The 12,619-nt window shown below is 60.1% G+C and carries 9 protein-coding genes; 5 read left to right on the top strand and 4 right to left on the bottom strand.

Annotation, left to right across the window (positions count from 1 at the left end):
• The 3 genes from ACM6J5_RS18975 to ACM6J5_RS18965 are packed head-to-tail and all read right to left on the bottom strand — an operon-like array spanning window position 1 to window position 2,513.
• A complete protein-coding gene (locus ACM6J5_RS18975; RefSeq protein WP_095943107.1) occupies window positions 1–639 on the bottom strand; it encodes a LysE family translocator in 639 nt (212 codons plus the stop codon).
• 23 nt (window positions 640–662) lie between these two features.
• On the bottom strand, window positions 663–1,097 hold the full coding sequence (locus tag ACM6J5_RS18970) for an NUDIX hydrolase (protein ID WP_095943106.1): 435 nt from the start codon (window positions 1,095–1,097) through the stop codon (window positions 663–665).
• Between the two features lie 57 nt (window positions 1,098–1,154).
• Window positions 1,155–2,513 (bottom strand): HD domain-containing phosphohydrolase, encoded by a 1,359-nt coding sequence (locus tag ACM6J5_RS18965; RefSeq protein WP_414929144.1) that lies wholly within the window; start codon window positions 2,511–2,513, stop codon window positions 1,155–1,157.
• A 252-nt stretch (window positions 2,514–2,765) separates the two neighbouring features.
• On the opposite strand from ACM6J5_RS18965, the gene ACM6J5_RS18960 reads away from it, so the two are divergent.
• From ACM6J5_RS18960 to ACM6J5_RS18940, 5 genes are read left to right on the top strand one after another with little or no spacing between them, the layout of a single operon-like run.
• Entirely contained in the window at window positions 2,766–5,030 is a 2,265-nt protein-coding gene (locus tag ACM6J5_RS18960; protein ID WP_414929143.1) for an EAL domain-containing protein, read from the top strand.
• The gene (locus tag ACM6J5_RS18955) at window positions 5,027–6,901 is read left to right on the top strand and encodes a putative bifunctional diguanylate cyclase/phosphodiesterase (RefSeq protein WP_414929142.1); all 1,875 of its coding nucleotides are present in this window, start codon (window positions 5,027–5,029) and stop codon (window positions 6,899–6,901) included. Before ACM6J5_RS18960 ends, ACM6J5_RS18955 begins: the two co-directional genes overlap by 4 nt.
• 47 nt (window positions 6,902–6,948) lie before the next feature.
• Window positions 6,949–7,902 (top strand): cytochrome-c peroxidase, encoded by a 954-nt coding sequence (locus tag ACM6J5_RS18950; RefSeq protein ID WP_414929141.1) that lies wholly within the window; start codon window positions 6,949–6,951, stop codon window positions 7,900–7,902.
• Window positions 7,899–9,713, top strand: a complete 1,815-nt coding sequence (locus tag ACM6J5_RS18945; RefSeq protein WP_095943101.1) for a DAHL domain-containing protein — start codon at window positions 7,899–7,901, stop codon at window positions 9,711–9,713. Before ACM6J5_RS18950 ends, ACM6J5_RS18945 begins: the two co-directional genes overlap by 4 nt.
• Window positions 9,710–11,116, top strand: a complete 1,407-nt coding sequence (locus tag ACM6J5_RS18940) for an ATP-binding protein (RefSeq protein WP_414929140.1) — start codon at window positions 9,710–9,712, stop codon at window positions 11,114–11,116. Before ACM6J5_RS18945 ends, ACM6J5_RS18940 begins: the two co-directional genes overlap by 4 nt.
• A gap of 7 nt (window positions 11,117–11,123) precedes the next feature.
• Here the strand turns inward: ACM6J5_RS18940 and ACM6J5_RS18935 are convergent, their stop codons facing one another.
• Complete coding sequence (locus tag ACM6J5_RS18935; RefSeq protein WP_414929139.1) at window positions 11,124–12,449, bottom strand: APC family permease; 1,326 nt, start codon at window positions 12,447–12,449, stop codon at window positions 11,124–11,126.
• Window positions 12,450–12,619 lie beyond the last annotated feature (170 nt).

Below are 12,619 nucleotides of genomic sequence, written 5' to 3'. Positions count from 1 at the left end.
TCAAGCCATCCGTTTTTGCTCAAGCATCAGCCGCAGCGCCAGCGCCGACAACACGAAGCCCATGAAATAGCGCTGCATCGCCAGCCAGGTCGGGTTGTTGACGAACCACGAGGCGATGCCCGCGGCAAACATGGCGATCAACAGGTTGACGCAGAAACTGACGCTGATCTGGGTCAGGCCGAGGATGACGCTCTGGCTGAACACCGAGCCGTGCTCCGGCGTGATGAACTGCGGAAACACCGACAGATAGAACACCGCGATTTTCGGGTTCAGGGCGCTGGTCAGAAAGCCCATGGTGATCAACTTGCGCGACGAATCCGGGGGCAACTGCTGCGCCTCGAACGGCGAGCGCGCACCGGGCTTGATCGCCTGCCAGGCCAGCCACAACAGGTACAACGCACCGGCCCACTTCAACACCTCATAGGCCATCGGCACGGCCAGGAACACCGCGGTCAAACCGGCGGCGGCGGCAAACAGGTGCACGAAGAATCCCGCAACCACCCCAAGCAACGAAATCACCCCGGCCTTGCGACCCTGGCAGATCGAACGGGAGATCAGGTAGATCATGTTCGGCCCCGGTGTCAGTACCATCAGCAACGCGGCAGCAGCAAAAATCAGCAGGTCTTGAAGCGGGATCATGGGCGAGGTCCTTTGCGTAATGATCAGGCGATCGCGGTCAGCGACGCTCGATAAAACGGCAGGATCAGGTCCCGTGTCAATGGTGCCAGGCTGACACCGCCGTCGGTGGCCGGATCGATCCAGATCACTTCTTCGATCTCTGCCGCGGGCGTCACGTCGACATCGATGTGCAGCTGAAAAATCTCGGCGTGTACGACAAAGCCCGGCTCGTTGGCGGCCGGTGCCGAGAAGTGACCGAGGTAAGCGGCCTGCGCCGGGTCGATGCCCAGACCCAGCTCTTCTTCCAGCTCCCGGGCCAGGGCGTGGACCGGCAACTCGTGAGGCTCGATCTTGCCACCCGGCTGCATGAACGCCGTGGTGCCGCGCTTGCGCACCAACAGTGTGCGGCCATCAGGGCCGATCAGCAGGGCGGCGGCGATATGGATAATGTGCGGTGAAACAGTGGATGCAGATGTCATGTGTCAGCCATGGACCCTGATGGAAATCACAAGGATCCCATGTCCGACCGTCCGCCGTCATGCCTTGGCCTGAAGCACCTGCGGCGTATCCTGCGGGACCTTCACGAAAATCCTGTACTTGCCGCCTTCCATGGCTTCGAACGCGATCAGTTTTTCCACCAGCGGGCCGTTCAACACCTTTCCGGCATTGAGCAGGAGCATGCCGTTGTCGGCGTTGAGATTGCGCGCCAGCAGCATTCCGGCCGTCAGCTCGCGGGTAGTCAGGACCTTGACCTGCGGATCGGCCTGAGCGATATCGCTCACGAACGTGACGCAGACCTGAATGAAATCCTCGAGCAGATCAGGATCGTAAAGCCGTCCGGCGTACTGGCGCAGGTAGAGCAGCGCTTCGTCGCTGTTCATCTGTCGTTCGAGAATCAATCCGCGCTGCAACTCGACGAAGTCGACCGCCAGCTTCAGCAATCGCGAGCCGAACGGAATGGCATTGCCCTTGAGCCGGTCGGGGAAACCGCTGCCGTCCCAGCGTTCCTGATGGTGCAGGATCAACTGCGCCGCGTCCTTCAACGGATCCAGGGTCATCAGTAGCGATTCACTCTGCTTCGGATAGCCACGATAGCGGTCGCGGTCAGTGTGCCTCAGCAGATCCGAAGGGGTGACCATCATGCTGTCGGACCAGCTCAGCTTGCCGATGTTGTACAACGCGGCCGCCATGGTCAGGTCGCGGCTGGCGGCTTCATCCAGCCCATGTTTCGTACAGTAGCCGCGCAACAGTTCGATGATCTGCCGGTTGGTCTGCTTGGTCGGTGGCAGGCGCAGGTTGGCCAGCAGCGAGAACACTTCGGTGCCGGTGACATAGCTGTGCTTGAGCTCCTCGTAAGCCAGGTCGAGCATGTCGGCAGTCTGCTGCAATTCAGCGGTGCGGGCGACGACATGTTTTTCCAGTGTGCTGTTGAGCAGCTTGAGCTGATCGTTCTGCACCCGGGTCAATTGTTCCAGGCGCTGGCGTTCACGCTCCGAGTGCTGGTGCTCCAGGGCCTGGCGCAGGGTCAGGAGCATTTCGTCGTCATTCCAGGGTTTGCTGATGTAGCGGTGAATCTGCCCCTCGTTGATGGCCTTGATGATCGCCGACGGGTCGACGTGCCCGGTCAGCATGATCCGCGTGGTCTGCGGATAGAGCCGATGGACATGCGCCAGCAACGTGGCACCGTCCATATTGGGCATGCGTGCATCGCTCATCACCAGATCCACCGGCTGCTGCGCCATGATTTCCAGCGCCTGCGCGCCACTGCCGGCCAGCAGCACATCGTAGGGTTGGCCGCGCAACAGGCGGCGCAAACTGCTGAGGATCGATTCCTCGTCATCGACCAGCAACACCTTGGGTCGACGGGGCAAAGGCGGGGCGGACTGCTCTTCCATGGCATGGCCTCAAGTGAACCGTGAATGTGTCAGTTGGCGCGGGCCTACGTCCTTTCTTGCCCTTGCTTGAGTGACAGGCTAGATGATTTTTCCGCCATGGGCGCAAATCACCGCTTGAACCCGACAGGCAAAATGACGAACTGGCAACTATGCTCAGCACACTGGATGATACAACCGGCCTGTGTGCAGACGTGTGGAGGGGAAAAGGATGCTCCCGAAGTTGAACGCGTGTACCCCGGCGGGTGCCGATCAATGAATATCCGGCCGCCGCAAATCAATCGCCGCGTCCTCATTGTCGACGACACCGCGTCGATTCATGCCGATTTCGCCAAAATACTCAGCCCCGGCATTGCCGAGGACGACAGCCTGGGACAAACCGAAAACCTCCTGTTCGGCACCCAGTCCCCCACTCAGACCCAACACTTTGAGCTGGACTCGGCGTTTCAGGGCCGCGAAGCCCTGGACAAGCTCGAAGCCGCCCTGGCCGATGATCGTCCCTATGCAATGGCATTCATCGATATGCGCATGCCACCTGGCTGGGATGGCCTGGAGACCATCGAACGGTTATGGCAGGTCGATCCCAAATTGCAGGTGGCGCTGTGCACCGCCTACTCCGACTATTCCTGGGAGGACATCGACCAACGGCTGGCGCTGAACGACCGCCTGCTGATTCTGAAGAAGCCCTTCGACGCCATCGAGATACGCCAGATGGCCAGCGCACTCACGGTCAAATGGCAGATGACCGAAGATGCCGCGCTCAAGATGAACCTGCTGGAACAGGCGGTCCAGGAGCGTACCCGGGAACTGTCCGACGCCAATATCATCGTGCAGAACAGCCCGACGATCCTTTACCGGTTGCGCGGCGAGCCATCGTTTCCGCTGATGTACATTTCCCATAACATCACCCGCTACGGACACGTCGCCGCCGATCTGGTGAGCTCGGCCAACTGGGCCCAGCAGTTGATCCACCCGGAAGACCAGGCCAGTGTCGATGCGGCCATGGCCCGGGTGCTGGACCGCCATGCGCTGGGCGCCTCGATTGAGTTTCGCCTGCGCACCGGCCAGGGTACATGGCGCTGGGTGGAGAACCGCTACATTCCCGTACGCGACCATGACGGTCGCCTGCTGGAAGTCGAGGGGATCATTCTCGACATTACCGAACGCCGGCTGGCCGAAGAAAAAATGGCCCTGCTCGCCCGCACCGACGGGCTCACCGGCCTGGCCAATCGCGCCACCCTGATCGAACGCCTGCATCAGGCCTTTGCTGCCGCACGTCGAGGCGCAGAGGCATTCGCGGTATTTTATCTGGACCTGGATCACTTCAAGCGGATCAACGACACCCTCGGCCATCCGGTGGGTGATCTGTTGTTGCAGGAAGTGGCCCGGCGCATCAAATCCGGCGTGCGGGAAAACGATGTGGTCGCACGCCTGGGCGGGGACGAGTTCGCGATCCTGCAACTGGACGTCAGCGACCCGACCCAGTCCGCCGCCATGGCAGCCAATATCCGCGATGCGCTGCTGACGCCGTACAACCTCGCCGGCAATGCCCTGCATATTTCAGTCAGCATCGGCATCAGCAGCTACGGCGTCGCCTGCCTCGACGCCGACAGCCTGCTGAGCCAGGCGGACATGGCGCTGTACCGTTCCAAGGAAATGGGCCGCAACCAATATCACTTCCACTCGCAGGAGATCACTCAGGAGGTGGCCGAGCGCATGACCATCGCCAATGACTTGATGACGGCCATCGAGCGCGATGAACTGGCGCTGCATTACGTTCCGGAAGTGGATATGCACAGCGGCAGGATCCTGGGCATGGAAGCGCAAGTGCGCTGGTGCCATCCCCAGCGCGGCGAACTGCAGGCGCCGGCTTTCGTGCCCGCGGCGGAAAAGACCGGCGCCATCATCCCTCTCGGACGCTGGGTGCTGAACCAGGCCTGCCGGCAGATGAGCCTGTGGCGTAACGAGGGAATGGCACCCCCCGTGATGGCGATCAAACTGTCCCTGGCGCAGCTAAAGAGTGGTCCGGAGCTCATTTACGACGTGCTGCGCACCACTGCGCGATGGGAGCTCGCCCCCTGGGACCTGCGTTTCGACGTGACCGAAGCGACTCTGGCGCAAACCAAGTGGACCCAAAACGATGTACTGCCACGGCTACGTGAGCTGGGGGTAAAAATCGCCATCGATGATTTCGGCACCGAATATTCATCATTCGATTACCTGAAAACCTACCGGGTCAATCACCTGAAGCTCAACCAATCCTTTATCGACGGCGCGACCCAGGATGCGGCTGGCGCCAACAGCCTGCGGGCAATCGTCAACTTCGCCCGGGACCTGGGAATCGGCATCATTACCGAAGGCGTCCAGCCGTCGGATCGGCCCCGCACGCCAGAGTCAGCCGCCCCGCTATCAAGCGCACAAGGCCTCTACTTCAGCGAGGCCGTGAATCCTGAACAAGCGGCCCGATTGCTCAAGGACGGCAGCATCGCTCCTCCGTCCCTCAGGGAGGATGAGGGATGAAAACACTTTCCCCCCAGACCAACCGACGTATTCTCATCATCGATGACACACCGGCGATCCATGCCGATTTTCGCAAGATCCTCACCCCGGATACCGGCTCCGAAGCAGATCTGAACAGTCTCGAGCATTCGCTGTTCGGGACTCGGCCGTCACTGCGTCTCAGCTTCCAGATCGACTCCGCCTATCAGGGCAAGGAAGCCCTGGAGCTGGTCGAACGTGCCTTGGCCGATAGCCGCCCCTATGCCCTGGCATTTATCGACATGCGTATGCCGCCCGGCTGGGACGGCCTGGAAACCATCGAACACCTGTGGAATGCCGACCCGAACCTGCAAATTGCCTTGTGCACCGCTTATTCCGACTACAGCTGGGAAGCCGTGGCCGAACGACTGCAGTTCGGTGACCAGTTGCTGATTCTGAAAAAGCCTTTCGACATCCTGGAAATCCGCCAGATGGCCAACGCCCTGACCTGGAAATGGCAGTTGGCACAGGACGCGGCGCTGAAGTTGTTGAGCCTTGAGCAGACCATCGAGGCACGGGTACACGAACTGCTCAAGGTATCGCACCTGCTGCAGTACGACGCCCTTACAGGGTTGCCCAACAGCACATTGCTGGGTGATCGCCTGAGCCAGTCGCTGGCCACTTGCCGACGCCATGACAAGCATCTGGTGGTGATGTTTCTCGGGCTGGACCGATTCAAGCGCATCAACAACGCTCTGGGCCACCCGGCAGGGGACGAAATGCTCAAACGGGTCGGGCAACAACTGCTCAAGTACGTGCGAGAGTCCGATTCGGTCTTTCGCTATGGCGCCGACGAATTCGTGGTGATCCTCAGCGACATCAACCACCCCCAGCAGACCCGCGGCATCGCCGAAAAATTGCTGAGTGCCGTGCGCAGCCCACAGTCGATCGCCGGCCAGGAGATCAGCATCACCGCCAGTCTGGGCATCAGCGTTTACCCCGATGACGGGTTCGAGGCCATTGATCTGATCAAAAAAGCCGAATCCGCCATGCGCCACATCAAGGAAAGCGGTCCGAACGACATCGGTTTCTTCATCGAAGCCATGAACCAGCGTGCCAGGGAGCAGCAGAGCATCGAATCGGGCATTCGTCAGGCCCTGCAAAGGCACGAATTCGTCCTGCACTACCAACCGAAAATCGAACTGAGCAGCGGACGGGTAGTCGGTGCGGAGGCGCTGGTGCGTTGGCAAAAACCCGGGCATGGCCTGGTCTATCCGTCCGAGTTCATCCCCGTGGCCGAAGACAGCGGTCTGATCGTGCCATTGAGCAAGTGGGTATTGGCCGAAGCCTGTCGCCAGACACGGCTCTGGCAAGCGGCCGGACTGCCGGCGATCCGCATGTCGGTCAACACATCGGCCATCGACTTTCGTCAACGTGATTTCGTCGAAGGCATCGAACAGATACTCGAACAGACGGGAATGCCCCCCTGCCTGCTGGAACTGGAGATCACCGAAGGTGTGCTGATGCAGAACGTCGAGACGACCATGACCGCGCTGAACCGACTGAAGACGCTGGGGGTGCGGCTGGCCATCGATGACTTCGGCACCGGATATTCCAGCTTGAGCTATCTGCGCCGGTTCCCCATCGATGTGCTGAAAATCGATCAGTCGTTCATTCGTGGCTTGAGCAATGACACCAACGATGCCGCCCTGGTCAGCGCGATCATCAGCCTGGGCAGGAGCCTCGATCTGAATGTCATCGCCGAAGGCGTCGAGACCGAGGAGCAACTGGCGTTTCTCAAGGCCCATCAATGTGAGGAAGGCCAGGGTTACTACTTCAGCAAGGCCCTGCCGGCAGACGCTTTTGCGCGGCTGCTGGCCGTTGGCTGGGCAGAACAGCGAGACGACTCATGAACAGGCAGAAACGACAGTCCGGCGGTAAATTCGCGAGACGATGGCCCATGTCCCTTGTCCCCCGCTCCCTTGCGATCCTGCTTTACGGGTTCAGTGCAATCGCCGGTGCCGCGCCGCTGGACGAACCGCTCAAACCCTTGCCCGAAATACCGAAACAGAACCCCGGTCAGGTTGAACTCGGTCGCAAGCTCTTCAGTGATCCGCGCCTGTCGGTCAACAACACCCTGTCCTGCGCCAGTTGTCATCAACTGGACAAGAGCGGAGCGGACACCCGTGCACTGTCCCTCGGCTTCGATGGACAACCGGTATCGATCAACACGCCGACGGTGTTCAACGCCAGCCTCAACTTTCGCCAATTCTGGGACGGCCGCGTCGAAACGCTCGAGGCGCAAAGCAACATCGTCATTACCAGTCCCCACGAAATGGGCAGCGACTGGAACACCATCGTCCAGCGGATCAACGAGGATTCAGACTACCGCGCAGGCTTCAGCGCGGCGTACCCGAATGCAGTGACCAAGGCCAACATACAGAGCGCACTGGCCGCCTACGAGCGCACCCTGCTGACACCCGGATCCCGTTTCGATCAATACCTGCTGGGCAATACGAGCATCCTGACCCTCGACGAGAAATACGGCTATCAGCGCTTCAAGGACTACGGCTGCATCGCCTGTCATCAGGGCGTGAACATCGGTGGCAACATGTTCCAGAAGTTCGGGGTGTTCGGTGATTACATCGCCGATCGCGGCAACCCGACCGCCGCCGACCAGGGACGGTTCAACATTACCGGTGACGAAGCGGACCGCTCGGTGTTCAAGGTCCCGAGCCTGCGCAATGTCGCCCTGACCGCCCCCTACTTTCACGACGGCTCGGCGCCCACCCTCGAAAGAGCCGTGGACGTCATGTTCCAGTATCAGTTGGGACGCATGCCGAGCGCTGAAGACAAAGCGCTGATTGTGAAGTTTCTCAAGACCCTGACCGGCGAATGGAAGGGTAAGTCATGATAAAGCTGTCACGCCGCTTCAGCCTGCTGTTACTCGCGCTCGTCGCCGTGCTCCTGGCCTCGACCCTGGTTTTTCTGTACTTCAAATCCAACTCGGAACAGACCGTGAACTACTCGGAATCCCGGGATCTGATCCGCCTGATGAAACAGCAGGACGCCCAGTGGGAAAACGAGGTCCTCAAGGCCCGGGTGGCGATTTCGCATAACTACGACCCTCTGGTTTCGCCAATGAACGAGATGAACCGGCTATGGGAGCAGTTCGAAACCATGGAGTCAGGTCATGGGCGCAACGAGTCACAGCAATGGAACGATGCCCACGAGGCTTTTCTGCAGACGATGCAGGAAAAGACCCGCCTGGTGGAGCAGTTCAAGTCGCACAACGCCTTACTGCGCAACTCGCTGGCCTTCCTGCCCACCGCCGAGGACGACATCCAGGCGCAACTGGCCGACCTGCCTGACCTCGACAAGCTGCAAGTGCAAAACATCGCCACCGATACCTATGACCTGTTGCTCAGTGCCCTGGAGTTCGCCCAGGTCACCTCCGTCGACAAAGCCGCCGACATTCAGGTGGGGCTGAGCAAACTGGCGGTGAACGCGCAACGCTTGCCTGGGGAGTTTCATACCCCGATCAGGATCCTCAGCAATCACGTCGCCCTGATCCTGCGCGAGCAGCCGCTTGTCAACGCTTTGCTCGAAGACATCGAAGAGGTTCCCGTGGCGGATCGTCTGGACGACATCACCAACATGCTCAACCAGGATCAGCAACGGGCCGAGAAAATCGACAAGAAATACCATTTCTACCTGCTGGCGTTTTCCGGCCTGCTGGTGTTGCTGCTGATGTGGCTGGCCTTTCGCCTGATCCGCAGCTTCGCCGAGATCAATCGGGTCAACAGCGCTCTGCAAACCGCCAACGACGTGCTCGAACAGCGGGTCGAGGAACGTACCCGCGAGCTCAGGAATGCCCAGAGCGAATTGCTCGCCACCGCACGCCAGGCCGGCATGGCCGAAATCGCGACCAACGTGCTGCACAACGTCGGCAACGTGCTCAATAGCGTGAACATCTCTGCCGACCTGATCGCGCGAAAGCTTCGCAGCAGCAAGACCCTCGGACTGGGCAAGGCAATGCAACTGATCAACGGCCATCCGGAGGATCTTGGCCATTTCCTGACCGAGGACGACAAGGGCAAGCTACTGCCCGGTTATCTCAATCAACTGGTCGGCGCCATCGCCCAGGAACAGCAGGAGATGACCGACGAACTGGGGCAGATGAGCAAGAGCGTCGACCATATCAAGGACATCGTTGCCACCCAGCAATCCTATGCCGGGGCCAACAGCATCACCGAACCGCTGTACATCAGCGAACTGCTCGAAGACGCACTGCGCATGAATGCCGGCGCGCTGACCCGGCATCACGTCACGGTGATCAAGGAATACAGCGAGGTGCCTCAGGTGATGGGGGACAAGCACCGCTTGCTGCTGATCCTGATCAACCTGATCAGCAATGCCAAGTACGCAATGTCCGACCTCAGCAACCGCTCAAGGGAAATGACCCTCGGTGTGCGAATCGTCGATGACACTTTCCTGGAAATCAGCGTCAGGGATGATGGCGAAGGTATCGCCCCGGAAAACATGACGCGGATCTTTGCCCACGGTTTCACCACCCGCAAGGAAGGTCATGGTTTCGGCCTGCACAGCTGCGCGCTGGCGGCCATCGAGATGAACGGCCACCTCACCGCCCACAGCGATGGCCCGGGCCTGGGCGCGTTGTTTACCTTGCAGATACCGCTGATCACCGTAACGGAGAACGCATGAGTGAGCTCTCGAACCGCCGCATTCTGTTGATCGACGACATGCCGTCGATCCACGACGATTTTCGCAAGATCCTCGCCCCGCCCCAGGCTCACTCGGCAGAACTCGACGAGATGGAGGCCGCATTGTTTGGCGAACAGGCCCAACCCGAGCGCCCGATGTTCGAACTGGATTCGGCCTATGGTGGCGAAGAAGGCCTGGGCAAACTCAACCGCGCGCTGCAGGAACAACGCCCCTACGCGCTGGCGTTTGTCGACATGCGTATGCCCGACGGCTGGGACGGGGCAAAAACCATCGAACACCTGTGGCAGCAGGATCCGCAACTGCAGGTAGTGGTCTGTACCGCCTACTCCGATTATTCCTGGGACGATCTGCTCAATCGCCTGAATGCCCATGACCGGCTGCTGATCCTGAAGAAACCGTTCGACAACATCGAAGTCCAGCAGATGGCCAACACCTTGCTGACCAAATGGGAAATGACCGAACGGGCCTCGCTGCAGATGCATCACCTGGAACATCTGGTGGATCAGCGCACCGCCCAGTTCAAGCAGGCCAGTGAGGCCTTGCAGCGGGAAATCGACGAGCGCAAGCAACTGGAAGGCCAGTTGGTGCAATCGGAAAAGCTCGCTTCGCTGGGCCAACTGGCGGCCGGTGTCGCGCATGAGATCAACAATCCGATCGGGTTCATCTCCTCCAACCTTGGCACCCTGGACGGTTACTTTCAGCAATTGCTGACCATGCTCGACGCCTACCACAGCGCTGAACAGGTTCTGGCGGGCAGCCCGACCGCTCTGCAACTGGAGCACATGCGCGAGCAGATCGAACTTGAGTATCTGCGCGAGGACGTGCCGCTGTTGATCAAGGAATCGAAGGAAGGAATCAGCCGGGTCGGGCAGATCGTCAGGGACCTGAAAGATTTCTCCCGGGTCGACAACAGTCAGGAATGGCAATGGGCCAATCTGCAACAGGGCATCGAGTCGACACTGAACATCGTCGCCAGCGAACTCAAGTACAAGGCCGATGTGGTCAAGGACTATCAGGTGCTGCCGGAAATCGAGTGCCTGCCGTCGCAAATCAACCAGGTCATCATGAACCTCGTGGTAAACGCCGCGCAGGCCATGGGCCCCGAACGCGGCACCATCACCCTTCGTACCGGGACGCAAGGCGAGACGGCGTGGATCGAAATCGCCGATACAGGATCAGGTATCGCGCCCGACACCCTGCAAAAAATCTTCGATCCGTTTTTCACCACAAAACCGGTGGGCCAAGGGACAGGGCTGGGCCTGTCCCTGTCCTATGGCATTGTGAAAAAACACGGTGGCGATATTTCGGTGAGCAGCGAACTGGGGGCCGGTACGACGTTTCGCGTACAACTGCCGCTACGCCAGACCCGACCGGCCGCCTGACGGCGCCTCAGAGCGCTTCCTGGAAATCCATTTCCGGCGGCTGCCGACGGAACCCGCCGGTCAACACCGCCAGGTACACCACGCCGATCGCCAGCCAGCTCAACCCCAGATAAACCGCCAGGTGATCGAGGCTGACCATCAGCCACAAATCCGCCGCCAGGCCGATGAACGGGAACAGCAGGAACAGCACGAATTCGCGCAGACCTTTGTTTTCGCCACCGATCCAGTAATGGAAGATCACCGACAGGTTGACCAGGCTAAAGGCCAGGAATGCGCCGAAGTTGATGAACGAGGTCGAGGTGGTGACGTCCAGTTTCAGTGCCAGCAAAGCCACCACCGCGCACAGCAGGATGCTGTTGATCGGCGTGCCGAAGCGTTCGTGCAAGGTGCCGAAAAACGACTTCGGCAGTACGCCGTCGCGGCCCATGGCGTACAGCAGTCGCGACCCGCTGGCCTGGGCTGACAGGCCCGAGGCGAACTGGCCGACGATCAGGCCGATCAGGAAGATCGAGACGAACAGGTCGCCACCGATGTTGCGGGCAATTTCATAGGCCGCCGAGTCGACGCTGGCGAACTGGAACGACGGATGAGCAATCTGTACGAAGTACGATACGCCGACGAAAACAAGCCCGCCGATCAGAGTGATCAGCATGATCGCCCGCGGGATGGTGCGGCGTGGATCGCGGGTTTCTTCGGTCAGGGTACTGACGGCGTCGAAGCCCAGGAACGAGTAACAGGCGATGGCCGCGCCGCTCATGATCAGCGGCATTTGCATGTCGCCATTGAAGAACGGCTTGATCGACCACAACGGCGTGCTCCCATCACCGCCGACGTAATGCACGCACAACGCGACGAAGGCGATCAGCACCAGGAACTGCACCAGCATCAACAAGGCGTTGATGCCGTTGGCCAGTTTCAGGCCGACGATGTTGATCGCGCTGGTGATGCCGATGAACGCCAGTACCCAAACCCACTGCGGCACCGCCGGGAAAGCGGAGTTGAGGTAGGCCGCGCCGATCAGCCAGATCGCCATCGGCAGGAACAGGTAATCGAGCAGCACCGCCCAACCGGCGATGAACCCGAGTTTCGGGCTGATGGCCTTGCGCACATAGCTGTAGGCCGAGCCGGCCACCGGGAACGCCGAGGCCATGCGCCCGTAGCTCATGGCGGTGAAGAACATCGCCACCAGCGCCGCGAGGTACGCGGCCGGCACCATGCCGGCGGTGGATTGAGCAAGGATGCCAAAGGTGCCGAGCACAATGATCGGCGTCATGTAGGCGATGCCAAACAGCACCACCGACCCCAGTGACAGGGTGCGTTGCAAACGAGCCATGAGCGACTACTCCGGATTTTATTGGATTTATGGCAGAGCCGAGTTCGGCGCAAGTTACAGGTGTTTCGTTGTTGTTCTTTGGTCAGGCAGGTGTGTCGTCCGGGAGGGCCTCATCGCGAGCAGGCTCGCTCCCACAGGATTTGTGTCGATCACAAAATCTGAATCCACTG

It is taken from the genome of Pseudomonas sp. IT-P74 (assembly GCF_949768175.1).
GTDB lineage: Bacteria > Pseudomonadota > Gammaproteobacteria > Pseudomonadales > Pseudomonadaceae > Aquipseudomonas.
This window is presented reverse-complemented; position numbering and strand designations above follow the sequence as displayed.